Source organism: Pseudomonas sp. FP2309, from assembly GCF_030687575.1.
In the GTDB taxonomy this organism is placed as follows: domain Bacteria; phylum Pseudomonadota; class Gammaproteobacteria; order Pseudomonadales; family Pseudomonadaceae; genus Aquipseudomonas.
Genome location: NZ_CP117439.1, coordinates 5,627,651 through 5,642,263, shown reverse-complemented (window position 1 = coordinate 5,642,263; position 14,613 = coordinate 5,627,651). Strand labels below are relative to the sequence as shown.

Sequence of the window (14,613 nt, the reverse complement as noted above, 5' to 3'; positions counted from 1 at the left end):
CCGGGTCATCTGTTCACTCAAGGCACAAACTCCACCCTCAACCCGCGACTCGCAGTGCGCCCCTGATCATCGCTCACCCGCAACCGATACTCCCCGGACTTGCCCGGCCGCCAGTTCAGTGTGGTTTGCGGCGGGCCCTGGCCGATCAAGGTTTGATCAGCAAACCAATACAGCGTCGCTGCATCGCTGGCGGCGTTGGCGTTCAGCGGGATGCTTTCCTGGGGCTGGGAGAGGCGCAACTGATAACTCACCTGCGTCAGCGGAGAGCGAATCTGCGGGGCTTCGCTCTGGTCGGTGATGCGGTTGGGCTGGCAGTTTTTCATCACGCTGGGTGGCGTTCGGCGCGGCAGGCCGGCGGCTCGGTACAGGCGTTGGACGTCACTGGGCCAGAACTCAAAGACTTCTTCGCGGGTGTACTGCGCCTCGAAGGGCGGGCACGCGGCCTTGCCGGTGCGGGTGTCGATCAGCACCGGGCGGTGCAGGTTGGACACGCGAATCGGTGAAACGCCGGGGATGTACCAGGTCTTGCGGGTTTGCGGACACCAGCGGTTGGGCAGCTCGCCCGACGCCGCGCAGACGTCGATGCGCACCAGCCCGGCCGGCGGTTTGTCGGCTTTGATCGCGACGGTGGGCAGGGCCAGGGGCAGGGCGTCGGCGATGCGAAAAAACAGCGGCGCAGCGGTTTTGGCGCCGATAAACGCCGGGTTCGGCCGCCCATCGAAGTTACCCACCCACACCACCAGCACATACGGGCCGACCAGGCCTGCGCTCCACGCATCGTGAAACCCCCACGAGGTGCCGGTTTTCCACGCCGTACGCCAGTGACGGCCCGGCAGCCCGTCCGGGCGCGGGTTGCGGCGCAGCATGTCACGCACCATAAACGCGGCCTGGGGCGTGAGCAGCGCCGCGCCGGTGGTTTGCGGCTGTTCCTGCACATAGCGCAACGGCCGCAGGTGCCCGTCGCCGGCCAGCATCACATACAGCCGCGCCAGCTCCTCGGGGGTCATCTCACCACCGCCAAGCGCCAGGGCCAGGCCGTAATGGCTTTCATCGCGCAGGCCTTTGATACCGGCGCGTTGCAGCAACCCATACAAGGACGGCGATTTAACCTGGCTGGCCAGCCACACCGCCGGGATATTGCGGCTACGGATCAACGCATCGCGCGCCGTCAGGGGCCCGACAAAACTGCCGTCGAAATTTTCCGGCTGGAAGTAGCCGAAGTTACTCGGTAAGTCCTTGAGGATGCTCATGGGGTGGATCAGCCCCTGATCCAGCGCCAGCCCATAGAGAAACGGTTTGAGCGTCGAGCCCGGCGAACGCCGCGACAGCACGCCATTGACCTGGCCCTGGATGCCTGTGGATAAGTAATCGGCCGAACCCACCAGGGCCTTGACGCTCTGGTCACGGCTGTCGATCAGGATCGCCGTGGCGTTTTCCACGCCGGTGCTGCGGCGCTCGGCAATAAAGCCGGTGATCAGGCGTTCGAGCAATTGCTGCAAGGGCAGGTTAAGGGTGCTGTGGAGTTCGTTGCCGGCCTGGGACGCCAGCAGCTGTTCACTCAGGTGCGGCGCCAGGAACGGGATCTGCTGGCGGTTGCGTGCTTCGAGGGGCAAGTCGAGCAAACTGGCATTGCGCGGGTCGTGTGGATAAGTCTCACGCCAATCTTTCATCAGGCGCAGCCGCGCGTTTTGCAGTGAGGGTCCGAAGCGCGCGCGCCGGCCCGGTTGTTGCGGGATCACCGCCAGCGCCAGGGCCTCGGACAATGACAACTGCGCCGCCGCCTTGCCGAAGTAAATACGGCTGGCCGCCTCGGCACCTTCGATATTGCCGCCCATGGGCGCCAGGTTCAGGTAGGCCTCGAGGATGTCGTGCTTGCTGTAGCGCGCCTCCAGCCACAGCGCCAACGCCATCTGCTGCAATTTGCCCGGGACCTGCCGGGTGTTCAGGTCCCACAGGCGGCGCGCCAGCTGCATGCTCAAGGTTGAGCCACCCTGGCGCTGGCCACCGCTGTAGGTGGCCAGCGCCGCGCGCAGCAACGCCGGGGGATTGATCCCCGGGTGCCAGTAGAAATTGCGGTCTTCCTTGAGCAACAACGCTTCGACCAGCGAAGGCGAAATGCGCTCCAGCGGCAGCCACAGGCGGTATTGGCCGTCCTGCGCCAGGGTCATGCGCAGCAACGCGCCGTCGTCGGCCAGCACCACCCTGGAGGAGGTCGCTGCCTGCTCCAGCGGGGCATGGGGCCACACGCGCAGCCCCACGAGCACCACCACTGCCGCCAGCAGCGGCGTCAGGCGTTTAAGGCTTGGTAATTTCAAGCTGGCCTACTTTGCCACGGCCTTGCAGGGTGGTTTCGTACATGCCTTCGGCGTAGGCCGGTGGCGTATTGAAGGTCCCGGCGTTGGTGGCGCGCACGCGGTACACGAAGGTGCCTACATCGCGCAGCGCAGTGCCGTACAACACCACGCGGTCATCGCGCACATCCACGTAGTCCGGCTGCCAGTTGCTCAGTTCGGTTTCGCCGATGGGCGCTTGCCAGGTGTCGGCTTCTTCACTGTCTGCGGTTTCCACGTACTCAGAGTCATCACCTTCACTGTCCTCGGTGCTGGCCGCTTCCGGCTCCGGCGGCAAGTTATACACAGGCTCGACGCCACCGGGCAGCAAATCGACCACGGCCACTTGCTGCACCTGATCACGGTCGGTGGCGCGCAGGCGCAGGCGCACCAGGAACTCATCGCCCACCGCAACCTTGCTCACGGGCTCGCCTTTGAGGTCGAGGTATTCGTGGATGATTTCCAGGCCATTGTTGATGGCCTTGAGCTTGGCGCCTCTATCAAACCCGGCCTCACTGAGCATGTAGAACGCGGACGGGCCGTCGGATTTCTCCATCACCAGCTTTTGCGTGCCACCCGGTACGGCGGCGCGCGGTGGCTGGCCGGCCATGTCCAACAGTTGTTGCTGTTTGTCACCCAGCCAGGCGGTGGCCTTGAGGGTCATGTCGCTCTGCGCGCGCTGGCCATAGTTGTCCAGGGCGCGCAGCAACAGCGCCGCCGACAGCGAGTTGTAGCGTTGCTCGTTGAGGCGTTTGCCGAGCTTATCCAGCAGCGCCGCAGGGACGTCGTCCATCAGCTCAGGGAAGTGGCGCGCCAGCAGGTGCAAATGTTCGGCATCGTGCACCAGCGGGTCGTAGTACAGACCGTCGCTGTCCCACTTATCCACAAGCGAGCGCCATGGGATTTTGCGGAACAGGGTGTCAGCCTGGCGATCCTGTTTGAGCAGTTTGTAGCTGCTCGCCAGGTACGCGGCGCCCAGGTCGTTCTGCCAGCTGTCCTTGAAGTAGGTTTCGTAGCGTTCGCGGATATCGCTCAAAGCGCCGCTCACCAGAACCCCCTGACGGCTCAGCAAGTAACCGGCATAGGCACGGTTGCGCAGTTCCGACAGGCCTTCGCTCGGGCCGTTGGCCAGCTCGGTCAGGTACGCGTTGGCGCGCACCAGCAGATCTTCCGGTACCGGCAGGCCGCGCTCCTTGGCTTCGATCAGGAAGTCGGTGGCGTACAGGCTGGCGTAGGGCGCCACGTCCGGGTTGGCCGCCCACAAACCAAAGCCACCGGCCGGGTTCTGGCGCTGGCGCAACATGCGCACCGCGTTGCCGAACGCCTGCTCGGCCTCGGGTGCGGTGCCGCCCCAGATCAACGCCGGCATCGCCTTGGACACCAATTGCTCGGTGCACGCATAACCGTAGTCATCCAGGTAATGCTTGAGGCCGTTGGCCCAGACCAGTGGCGAAGCGGCCACGCCCAGTTGCACGTCGCGCAGTTGGCTGTACAGCTCGCGCGCGGGTTTGAGCTCTTTGCTGGCGTTGTCGAAACGGCCCAGGCTCAAGGCGACGCGGTGCTCGCTCAGCGGTCGGATCGAGGTGGTTTCCGCCACCTGGACCCGCTTGCCATCCGGCAGCACCGCGACAAAACGCAGGTCTGCCGAACCGAGGGTGTCACCGACCTTGATCTTGAATTCGGCGGTGCCTTCCTTGCGCGGTTGCAGCGACAAGGTACTGCCCTTGTCGCCCTGCACCACAAGGCCATTGCTGGTTTGCACTTCAAATTTCACGTCCGCCGCCGCGTCGAGGTTGCTGAACACCCCGGCGCTGACCGTGAACACATCCCCCGGTGCGACGAAGGCCGGTACGTTGGGCGTGATCACAATCGGCCCACGCACGTCGGTCGTGGCCTCGCTGACGCCGACGCTGTCGGCATCCACCGCCACCGCGAACAGGTGCAACTTGCCGTTGAAGCTGTCCGGTACTTGGTAATGCAACACGGTTTCGCCGGCCGGCAAATCCACCAACCCGGACCACCAGGCCACCGGTGGCTGGTGTTTACGCTTGAACGGGTTCAGGTGGTTGGCCAAGGCGCCTTCCGTATCGCCACCGGGCGCCGCCCCACTGAGCAGGCGGGAAAATTCCGGCAGGATCAGGTCAAGGATCTGACTGGTGCCGACCTCCAACGCGCGTTTCTGGAAGAAGAAACCCAGCGGATCCGGCGTCTGGTAGCGCGCCACCTGCAGAATGCCTTCGTCCACGGCGTACACCACGGCGCGGCCCGGTCGGTCGGCGTTGAGCTTGATGTCCAGCGTCTGCCCCGGCTCGATCTTCGCCGGGCCTTCGACCTTCAGCGCCATGCGTCGCGCATCCAGGTTGATGCTGAACGGCACCACGCCGTAGGACAGCGGGCTCATGTAAACCTCAGCCGAGCCGATGTCGCGCACGAACTGCACGTTGACGTAGGCATTGCCCTCAAGGCCTGCCGGCACGCGGATATGTTGCACGCTGTTGGTGCTGTCGGCCTTGAACCACTGCTGGGTGTAGACCTTGTCGCGCTCAATGGTGATCAAGCCCGCGCCGGTGTACGGCGCGCGCAGGCTGATGGCGATCTCATCGCCGGTGGCGTAGCTGTGTTTATCCAGGCGCAGTTGCAGTTCGGCGTTGCGCTCCAGGGAGCGCGAGGTGTTGCCGCGCCCGGCCACGCTGTAGTCGATCTGGTTGAGCAGGTTGCCGTTGGCGTCTTTCAGTTGCAGGGTGAAATCCCCCGGCGTAGCGGTGTTCAGGCTCTGCTTGGCGCCGTCCTTGGTCATCACCAGCGGCGTGGCCGGTTGGCTGATGTTCTTGATGCGCGACTCGTACTTGTAGGTGCCGTTGGACTGCTTCACCAGCACCGACACATAACGGTGCTCGACCACCTCACTGGTCAGGCCGTCCACCGCCAGCGGCGTCAGGTCCGGTGCGACGGCCAGCCAGTGCACCTGGCGCGGCGCATCCTTGGCGACGTACGACAGCGAGTCCTGACTTTTCACACCCACCAGGTACGGCGCGGACGACACCAGCAATGCACTTTGCGCCGCCACATTGCGGCCGCCTTCGGCTTCGAACACCTGCGTCATCACCTGCAAGCGATAGGTGCTGTTGGCGAAGCGTTGCAGGTTGAGGTCGAGTACGGCCTGCCCATTATCGTCAAGGCTGGTTTCAGCCAGGTCTTCGCTGCTGGCGTCTTCCAGGGCGTCGTTAAGGCGGAAGCGGTAATCGGGGTAGCGCTCGAATGCCGCCAGCGTCGGGCTCAGAGACATCTTCGCCGTGACACGACGGCCTGATGCCGGGGCGCCGAACAAGTGCATCGCGGTGACATTGGCCACCACCTGGTCCGGGGCAATCCAGCCCTGCACCGGGGTGTTGTGCAGGCTCAGGCTGACCTTCATGCGGTCCGGTTCGAAGTCGCGCACCTTGAAGCTGACACTGCCCAGGTCGGTGCGGGTCTGCTTTTGGCCAATCAACTGCAACGTCGCGGTGTATTCCCCGGCGGGGGCCACGTCGCTGCTGGGGAAATCGAAGGTCTCAAAGCCGCTGGCCGACAACTTCAGCGGCTGGCGGATCACTTCCAGGCCCCGCGGGTCGGTGATTTGCAGCTCAACCGGCAGGCCCTGCAAGGCGCCTTTCCAGTTGCCACTGCGTACGATCATGCCCAGGTGTGCGGTCTCGCCGGGCCGGTACAGGCCACGATCGGTGAACAGGTAGGCGCTGAGGCGATCAATCGCACCGTCTTCTTCCAAGCCGCCTACATCGAAGCGCGACAAATCCAACTGCTGGGACTGGCGGGCAATCGGCAGGAACGACTGATCGTTACCGCGACTGACGACGTACATCAGCGGCGTTTTCTCACGGCGCAGTTCATCCAGCTTGGCGAAATGCACATGGCCTTCGCCGTCGGTGCGGCCGCTGCTCACCGGCAGGCCGTTGCGACCGATGATGTCGACCTGCGCGTCGGCCACCGGCGAACCGTTGCCGATGGACTGCACATACACGTCATGGCTGCCGTCGCTGGAACGCTTGGCGATGATGCCCAGGTCGGTGACCACGATAAACCGCAGGTCGCTGGTGCTGCTGCGGTTGTAGTCGAAGGTGCGTTCGGCCGGCTCATCCTGGGGGCTGAGCTTGAGCACGAAAATACCGCGCCGGCCGCCGTTGGCGGTGAGGTAGTGGCTCAGGTCCACGTTGTCGTAGACGGTTTTGGCCGGGTCATTGGACGACAGCGGGATATCCAGCGTCTGGCGCTCGACCATGCGATCGAAGTATTCATTGCCGAAGTTGGGCCGGGCAAAGCTGCCGCTGCTCTGGTCCACCAAGTGTTGCAACTGGTTGGGCAGCAGGCGGGCGATTTCCACATGGGCGCCGGGCACGCCACGGGCCATGAAGCCCAGGCGTTTTTCGCCATTGAGGCTAAGCAGGGCGCCGTCGGACAGGAACTGCAACGTCCGCGGATACGCCGGCATGCTCACCAGGGACGCCGTGGGATGCTTCGCCAGATAGCCGCCGATGGCTTCCAGGTTGGCGGGCACGCGCACATACAGCGCGCGACCGGCCGGAGCCTTGAACTTGAAGGCGTGCAGGGTATTCAGTGGTTCGACGCTGGGCACGTGGGTCAGGTTGACCTTGGTGCTGCGGGCCAGCAGGGCGTCGTCGATGTCGTTGGCGGAGTAAGGACGGGTGTCGTCCTCGGCTTTTTCCGGCAACAGCCAGGCCTGGACCTTACCGGCGATGGTTTCATCGGCCACGGCGCTGGAGCTGCTGAACATCAGGACCGGCTCGGGCTCGCCGCGGGCGTTATCCACAAAGCTGACTTCGGCTCCCGTAAAGGTCAGGCGGTAGCGGCCGGGCACGGTGACTTGCGCCACCAATGGCGCGTTGCTGGCATTGCCGCCATCACGCGCCTGCACGCCTTCGTCCAGCCTGGCGCTGACCGGCGTGCTTTCCAGTGGCGTGGCCAGTGCGGCGGAGCGCACGTAGGCGTTGAGTTTTTTCTCGTCGAAGGTGATTTCCGGGCGGTTGGGTAACTGGGCGTCGCGGTAGGCCAAGCCTTTGCCCAGGGTCACGGAAACGCGCTTGCGCAGGCTGTCTTCATCGACCGGGTGGGAAAAATGGAAGGTCGCCACCAGCTGTTTCAGCGTTGGGTTGGACGGGTCCTGATACAGCTCGTTTTGCGCCAGCGTGGCGCGGAACGGTTGGGTGGAGAACTGAGTGCTGTACTGGTCCAGCAGCACACCGTCGGCCAGCAGGTTTTTCTTAGCCAGGTCGAGGGTGTAATGGGCGTCGATGGGCCAGTCTTTGTCCGGCACGAACAGCAGGCTGCGGTCATCCGCCCAGCGCCAGGTGCCTGCAACCTCGGGTTTGAGAGTGATGCCCTCGGTTACCGGTTTACCGATGGCCGCCAGTGGCGCCACGGATTCGCTGAAACGCACCTGCACGTTATCCACAACCGGCGTTGGCTGGCTGTAGTCGGTCAGGTTGGGTTTATGCAGGGAGTAGCTCGCGGTATGCGGCTGCGGCAGGTTGGAATACCAGTGCCAGCCGTAGACACCCGCACCGGCCAGCAGCGCGAGGCCGAGCACACCGGCTCCGGTCTGACGCGGATAAGCGCGTGCTTTACCCCCCAGGTTCGCCACGCCACGGCCAACGGCACGCAGCCATGACGGCGGCTGCCATTGGCCGAAAACGGCGCCCACCACGGTCAGAAACACGCCGGCAACACGACGGCTGATGGCTTTGAGCGAATCGAACATGGTGAGCATCCCTGGCTAAGTGCGGCGTATCTTACACGCGTCTTTGCTACAAAAGATGTCGTCGATACGCCGCACCGTGGGAGGTTGGCGGGGTTAGTGAGCGCCCATGCATTCCAGTGAACGATCCACCATCACTTTGGCCATTTCCATGAGGTGTCCGGCGGCCTTGGGTGAGTCGCGCAACTGTTCGGCACAGTGGAGCAGGTCTGAGGCGTAGACCAGTGCGTCTTCGAAGCTGATGTCGGGGTGGGGGATGAAAAAGGGCTGGGGTGGACCGGGTTTCACTTTGCTCATTGCGGTAACTCCAATGTCGGTAATTGGAGCTGACAGCCATCGCTGCTAAACAATGGGTGGCAGCTGTACGCAGGTTAGCAGGCCGGAACATTGGGAATCCGGCGCACCCGAAGGTGCCCTGCGCACAGCCACCATAAAGCGTTGGCGAAAAAAAACGCCAGGCTTGCGATGGCGCTTGTGCGCCCAATGTTCAACGTTCGAGCTGCTAAACCCGGTCACTGAATTGGCAGTGACGAACGCAGACTAGCCATCGAAAAGGCAGGGCACAAGCGGCTGGGATTCTCTCGGAAATGTCCTGCGAAAGAAAGGGACGCGGGATGTAGGAGCGGTAGTTTCAGACTTTGCCTCAGCACCAAGGCATCGGCTGTTACTGACTCGCTTCATTGGGTTTTGGGGCGGTGTGGGTCAGGTCCACCAGTACCGCACCAGATGAAAGAAAATCGGTGCCGCAAAACACACCGAATCCAGCCGATCCAGCATGCCGCCGTGCCCTTCGATCATGTGCCCCCAGTCCTTCACGCCCCGGTCGCGCTTGATCGCCGACATCACAATCCCACCGGCAAACCCCAGCAGGTTGATCAACAGCGCAATCAAAAACGACTGCCACGGGTTGAACGGTGTGGTCCACCACAGCGCCGCGCCGATCAACGATGACAGCAAGATCCCGCCGACAAAGCCTTCCACGGTTTTCGACGGCGACAGGTTGGGCGCGATCTTGTGTTTGCCGAACAGTTTGCCGCACACGTACTGCAACACGTCCGACAGCTGCACCACGATCACCAGGTAGGCGATGAGCAGCAGGTTGCGGCCTTCGTAGCCGGGGATGTCCAGGGTCAGCAGCGCGGGGACGAACGACACGCAGAACACCGCGATCATCAAGCCCCATTGCACCTTGGAAGCGCGCTCGAGGAAGTGCGTACTGTCGCCGCCCAGTGAGGCGAGGATCGGCAGCAGCAGGAACACGTACACCGGGATAAAGATCGAGAACAGCCCGTACCAGTCGGCATAGATCAGCACGTATTGCAGCGGCAAGGCCAGGTAGAACGCGGCCACCAGCGCCGGGTAGTCGCTGCGGCGGGTTGGCGTGAGGGTGAGAAATTCACGCAGGGCGTAGAACGACACCGCGTAGAACAGCAGGATCACCGCACCGGTGCCGAGCCAGAACGCAATGCCGATCACCACCACCATGACCCACCAGGCGTTGATGCGCGCGTTGAGGTTGTCGATCACCGCATTCGGCGTGCCACGGGTGCGCAGTTTGAGGATCAGGCCGATCAGCGAGGCCAGTACCAGGATCGCGCCGATCCCGCCGAACAACATCAGGGTTTGGCTATCCATGTCAGAAATGCTCCGGGGCGAGGGCGAGCAGGGCGTCGCGGGTACGGGCGAGGAACAGCGCCTTGTCTTCACCTTCTTCCAACTGCAGCGGTGCGCCGAAGCTGGTGGTGCATAACAAGGGCAACGGCAATACGCGGCCCTTGGGCATCACACGGTTGAGGTTGGCGATCCACACGGGGATCAACTCGGCCTGTGGGTAACTTTTTGCCAAGTGATACAGCCCGCTTTTGAACGGCAGCAAGCCGTCTTCCAGATTGCGCGTGCCTTCGGGGAAGATGATCAGCGAATCGCCACCCTCCAACGCCGCGAGCATGGGCTGCAACGGGTTATCCACAGGCTCTTTGCGTTCGCGGTCGATCAGTACGCCGTTGAACACCCGGTTGATGATGTAGCGGCGCAGCGCACTTTTGTTCCAGTAATCGCTGCCGGCCACCGGGCGCGTGAACTTGCGCAGGTTTTGCGGCAGCGATGCCCACAGCAGGACGAAGTCGCCGTGACTGCTGTGGTTGGCAAAGTAGATGCGTTGCACCGGCACCGGCGCGCACCCCAGCCACAGGCTGCGGGCGCCGGTGACAGTGCGGGCCATGGAGGTAATCAGCGTGGCAACCACGGGTTCGAACATGGGGATTCCTTATCCGGCGAAAGGCAGCCAAGGGCTGGCGAGGATCACGCCCAGGGTCAGCAGCGCTTGCGCGCCCAGCAGCAGGGCTTGTTTGCGCAGCAGTTTAAGAGCGCCGCGACGGCGTTCGGTCCAGGGCCGGCCCGCGCGTTTGGGCGATTGCAGGCCGAGGGACTGCAGGGCCTGGTCCAGGTCTGCGGTGCGCTCGATGTCGCGGGCCAATAAGGCGAACAGGTCGGCGTCGAAGGCCACCCGCAGCGCCCAGTACTTTTGCAGCAGCCCGAGGATAATCATCCACAGGCTGAGCAGCAGGCAGATCGGCGCAATGCTCGGCATCAACAACTGCGCGAGGCCGAACAACACGCCGAGTAACGTCAGGCCTGTGGATAACTGATCCAGCGAGCGACCACGGCGCAGCAGGCTGGCGACCACCTGAAGTTCCATATCAGCGGGCATGGGGCAAACCCTCCAGCGCTTCACAATGAGCAGGATGCAGGACCACATCGGCCCGCGCTGTACGAATAATAGCCAGCGCCTCGTCCACCGTCGCCGCGCGCCCGCTGTGCAACAGCCAGGCGGCCACGGCGGTGGCGCTGCGCGAGTAGCCGAGGGCGCAGCACACCAGCAGTGGACCGTTGGCGCGCAGGCGCTCAATGGCCTCAGCGGCGTGCAGGCATTCGGCGGGCGTGGGGGAGATCAGGTCCAGCACCGGCACGCAGCAATATTTGCGGCCCTGTGGATTAATCGGCAGTTCGGCACACAGATCGACAATGCCCTTGAAGGCACTCTGCTCGCTCGTGGTGGGAAGCCGCCCGAGCCAAACGTTATCCACAATCCGATCCGGCTGGGGATGCGTGCGTGTCCACAACCGCGAATTGACCCATGCCCCCGCCAGATAAGGCGCATACAGCCAGCGTGCGGCGGGCGTCAGCCGGCCATCTGCACGCTTCTGAAAGCCCGCCGCACCGAGTGCGATGTAATTGGCCATGATCAAGCCCAGGGACACCGCCGGCCACAGCAGCCATAACCACCCGCCGCCCAAGCTCAACGCCAGCAGGGCCAGCGCCAGCGCGCCGACGCCGTAGCGCACACCCAACCGCCAGCGCTTGGCGTCTCGTGTAAACCTTGCGCTGAGCAGCGGGCTCGGGTGTTCCAACGGCCACAACCACACGCACAGCCAGCCAGCGAGGGCACCTGTGGGTAAGTCGACAAAGTGATGTTGATAAGTGGTCAGCACCGAAACGCCGATCAACGCGAACCAGCCATGCACCAGCCATCGCCATACGCCCCTGGTATGCCGTTGGTACATGACCCACAGGATCACCAGCAGTGCGATATGCAGCGACGGCGCCTGGTTGAAGGGCTTGTCGAAGCCCGCCAGCACCGCAAACAACCAGCCGAACACGCCATCGAGCTCCGGCCGCTCGAAGGTGAACCGCAGCGGCCAGATCAGAAAGCAGCTCACGGCGATCAACTGGGCGCTCAGCAGGCGCAGCGCATGGCGCTTGAGTTCATGCCGGGTGCCGGGCAGCAACAGCGAGAACCCATAGAGCAGGTCGATGGACCAGTAGGGCACGATGGTCCAGGCCAGGAACGGTATGTGGGTTTCCCAGCCGAACACCAGGGTGCCGACATCGCTGCGCTGACTGGTGACCCAGGTGGCGAAGCCGTAGGTGCCGAAAAACAACGGCGCCAACAGCAGCAGCCACAGCACGGCGGGCTTCAATAAACCGGGTTCGCGCATGGTCAGATCTTCTGCGCCAGGGACACGGTGAAGATGCCCCACTCATCCACACGCTGGGTGATCTTGCGGAAACCCGCGGCTTCCACCAGTTGATCCATTTCCGCCTGGCTGCGACGGCGCATCACCCAGGCTTGGCCCTGGCGATGGCTGGTGAGGGCACGGGCGATCAGCTCCAACTGGGGGTGCCACGGCTGGCCGGTATACACCAGGTACCCGCCGGGTTCGACGGCTTCGGCCAGGCCCGCCAGCGAACCGCCGACCATGCCGTTATCGGCAAACAACTCATACAGCCCCGACACCACCGCCAGCGTCGGCTTGGGCGCGAGCGCGGCCAGGTCGGCGCGGTCAAACGCGTCGGCTTTGACGAATTGCGCAATGTCCCCCAGGCCTTTCTCGCGGATCAGCGCACTGCCGTCGCGCACGTTGATGTCGCTGTAGTCGCGCAGCAGGATCGACTCCGGCAGCGGCGTCACGCCCTGCAAGGCTTCCAGGATGTAACGCCCGTGGCCGGCGGCAATGTCGACGATGCGCACTTCACGCGCATCCGCACGTAACTGGGCCATGGCCAGGCGCAGCAGTTCTTCGACGTTCAGCTTGCGTTGGCGGATGCCGCGCCAGCCGATGGAGTTGAGGTAGTTGGTGTCGATCATCCGGCCCAGCGCGCCTTTGCCGGTCGGGGTGTTGCGGTACACGTAGTCCAGGGTGCTGCCGGAGTCGAAGCCGGTGTCGAAACCCAGTTTCACGCCGGCCGACAGGCTCTTGCCCAGGCCCATGCTGGCGCGGGTCATGCGCCAGTACAGGTCGCGCAGGGAATTGTGCGGCAGCGGCGCGGCAAGGGACTCGGACTCGGCGCAGGTGGCGCCCAGTTTGTCGGCGTCCAGCAAGGAGGCGCGGTCCAGCGGGTGCGCAAAGTTTTGCAGGATAAAGCGCCGGGCGCTGTTCACGGCCACCGCACGGTCGCGCTCGCCAAGGGTGTCGTGGAAGAAGCCGGGAAGAACGTGCAGTTCTTTTTTCAGGCTGCCGAGGCGGTCAAAAAATTGCTGCTGGGGTTTGCGGTGCACCACGAAATCGGAGCCTGAGATCAACAGTTGCGTCGGCACCTGGATCGCCTGGGCATCGGCGACCACGCGGTCGGCGGCTTCGTACAGGCCCAGCAGCACATTCACCGAGATCGCCTTGGTGATCAACGGGTCGCTGTCGTAGGAGGCCACGCGCTCCGGGTCATGGCTGAGGAACTTGGCCTTGACGTAGCTGTTGACGAAAAAATTGCCGCGAAACTTGCGCATCAGCGCCAGGCCGGGGCGGGCGAACGGCACGTACAGCTTGACCTTGAAGGCCGGCGAGGCGAGCACCAGCGCGCGGATTTTCGGCGCGTAATCGTGTACCCAGGTGGCGGCGATCACCGCACCGACGCTTTGGGCGATGACGGCCAGGTTCTGTTCTTCGATGCCGTAGGCGGCGCCGATGTGGTCGCAGAAAGTCTGCACATCGCGGGCGCTGGTGGCGAAGCTTGGGCTGTCACCGCGCGCGCCGGGGGACTGGCCGTGGCCACGGGCGTCCCAAGCGAAAAAGTCGAACTGCGGCAGGTTCAGCTCATCGACCAGGTGGGCGATGCGCCCGGAATGCTCGTGGCCGCGATGGAACAGCACGATGGCTTGGCGCGCTTCGTCGTTCGCCGAGACGGTGGCCGGCCAATGTCGGTAAAAAAGCTCGACGCCGTCATGCGTACTGAAGGTGTGTGCTTGCTGTTCGCGCATCGCAAAATCCTTATGCAGAAGGGGAGGTGGTTTCGTTCAGGCCTTGGCGAACGCGGTTGACCAGGGTGTAAGCGAGCAGGGCGGCGACCAGCCACATTATCGTGTCGACCCAGGCGGCGCCGAGCCAGCCCAGCGCTACGCCGGTGGCCAGCACGCCAAGCACGAAGGCGCGATCACTCTTGCCCATCGGCCCGTCGTAGCGCCGCGAAGCGCCGACCATGGGGCCGAGCACACCGGCGTATTCGCTGAACACCGCGAGCAAGGCCACCAACAGCACCGGCGCCAGGCTGACGCCGGGAATCAGCGCAAACGGCAGGATCAGCGCGCTGTCGGCGATCACGTCGCACAGTTCATTGAGGTAGGCGCCCAGGCGTGACTGCTGGCCGAACTCCCGGGCGAGCATGCCGTCGATGGCGTTGAGGGCCATGCGCACGATCATCCACAGCGGGATCAGCGCAAACACCCACAGGTGTTGGGCAAAGCTGGCGATCAACAGGCCCACCAGCAGGGAAATCATCCCCGCCAGCACGGTGATTTGGTTGGCGGTGGTGCCATTGTCGTAGAGGCGCTGCACGAGGGGGCGCAGCAGGTTTTGAAAACGCGGCTTGAGCTGATAGATCGAAATCATGGGGGTGACGCTTCCTTGTCCGTGAGCCCGCGAAAAACTGCTCTGGAGTGTGCCGATTAATCACGGCCTGCACCAGTGATGGCGCGTGTTTATGGGGGTTTTGTCACGGTGTGGTGCTCTGCGAACAAAA

General features: G+C 63.7%; 9 protein-coding genes. All 9 read right to left on the bottom strand.

What is annotated here, in order from left to right; all coding sequences use genetic code 11:
- Positions 1-17: 17 nt before the first annotated feature.
- The 9 genes from pbpC to PSH59_RS26025 all read right to left on the bottom strand — a co-directional run bounded on the left by pbpC (position 18) and on the right by PSH59_RS26025 (position 14,483).
- Positions 18-2,315: a penicillin-binding protein 1C gene (gene pbpC / locus PSH59_RS26065; RefSeq protein WP_305394001.1), complete on the bottom strand. Its 2,298-nt coding sequence runs from the start codon at positions 2,313-2,315 to the stop codon at positions 18-20.
- Entirely contained in the window at positions 2,296-8,103 is a 5,808-nt protein-coding gene (locus tag PSH59_RS26060) for an alpha-2-macroglobulin (protein WP_305394000.1), read from the bottom strand. The genes pbpC and PSH59_RS26060 overlap by 20 nt, the downstream gene beginning before the upstream one ends.
- A gap of 93 nt (positions 8,104-8,196) precedes the next feature.
- Complete coding sequence (locus tag PSH59_RS26055) at positions 8,197-8,397, bottom strand: DUF3077 domain-containing protein (RefSeq protein WP_248082021.1); 201 nt, start codon at positions 8,395-8,397, stop codon at positions 8,197-8,199.
- A 405-nt stretch (positions 8,398-8,802) separates the two neighbouring features.
- The gene (locus tag PSH59_RS26050) at positions 8,803-9,735 is read right to left on the bottom strand and encodes a phosphatidate cytidylyltransferase (RefSeq protein ID WP_248082019.1); all 933 of its coding nucleotides are present in this window, start codon (positions 9,733-9,735) and stop codon (positions 8,803-8,805) included.
- A 1-nt stretch (position 9,736) separates the two neighbouring features.
- Positions 9,737-10,357 carry a 1-acyl-sn-glycerol-3-phosphate acyltransferase gene (locus tag PSH59_RS26045; RefSeq protein WP_248082017.1) on the bottom strand — a complete coding sequence of 207 codons (621 nt, stop codon included), beginning with the start codon at positions 10,355-10,357 and terminating at the stop codon, positions 9,737-9,739.
- Positions 10,358-10,366: 9 nt separating this feature from the next.
- The gene (locus PSH59_RS26040) at positions 10,367-10,810 is read right to left on the bottom strand and encodes a hypothetical protein (RefSeq protein ID WP_305393999.1); all 444 of its coding nucleotides are present in this window, start codon (positions 10,808-10,810) and stop codon (positions 10,367-10,369) included.
- Entirely contained in the window at positions 10,800-12,098 is a 1,299-nt protein-coding gene (locus PSH59_RS26035) for a phosphatase PAP2/dual specificity phosphatase family protein (protein WP_305393998.1), read from the bottom strand. Before PSH59_RS26035 ends, PSH59_RS26040 begins: the two co-directional genes overlap by 11 nt.
- Before the next feature lie 2 nt (positions 12,099-12,100).
- Entirely contained in the window at positions 12,101-13,855 is a 1,755-nt protein-coding gene (locus PSH59_RS26030) for a bifunctional alpha/beta hydrolase/class I SAM-dependent methyltransferase (protein WP_305393997.1), read from the bottom strand.
- Between the two features lie 10 nt (positions 13,856-13,865).
- Positions 13,866-14,483 (bottom strand): CDP-alcohol phosphatidyltransferase family protein, encoded by a 618-nt coding sequence (locus PSH59_RS26025; RefSeq protein WP_305393996.1) that lies wholly within the window; start codon positions 14,481-14,483, stop codon positions 13,866-13,868.
- Between the last annotated feature and the right edge of the window lie 130 nt (positions 14,484-14,613).

Bases quoted from the DNA above. Each gene is read 5' to 3' on its own strand.
- PSH59_RS26025 (WP_305393996.1), bottom strand. From the start codon at position 14,483: ATGATTTCGATCTATCAGCTCAAGCCGCGTTTTCAAAACCTGCTGCGC.
- PSH59_RS26055 (WP_248082021.1), bottom strand. From the start codon at position 8,397: ATGAGCAAAGTGAAACCCGGTCCACCCCAGCCCTTTTTCATCCCCCAC.
- PSH59_RS26035 (WP_305393998.1), bottom strand. From the start codon at position 12,098: ATGCGCGAACCCGGTTTATTGAAGCCCGCCGTGCTGTGGCTGCTGCTG.
- PSH59_RS26050 (WP_248082019.1), bottom strand. From the start codon at position 9,735: ATGGATAGCCAAACCCTGATGTTGTTCGGCGGGATCGGCGCGATCCTG.
- PSH59_RS26045 (WP_248082017.1), bottom strand. From the start codon at position 10,357: ATGTTCGAACCCGTGGTTGCCACGCTGATTACCTCCATGGCCCGCACT.
- PSH59_RS26060 (WP_305394000.1), bottom strand. From the start codon at position 8,103: ATGTTCGATTCGCTCAAAGCCATCAGCCGTCGTGTTGCCGGCGTGTTT.
- PSH59_RS26040 (WP_305393999.1), bottom strand. From the start codon at position 10,810: ATGCCCGCTGATATGGAACTTCAGGTGGTCGCCAGCCTGCTGCGCCGT.
- PSH59_RS26030 (WP_305393997.1), bottom strand. From the start codon at position 13,855: ATGCGCGAACAGCAAGCACACACCTTCAGTACGCATGACGGCGTCGAG.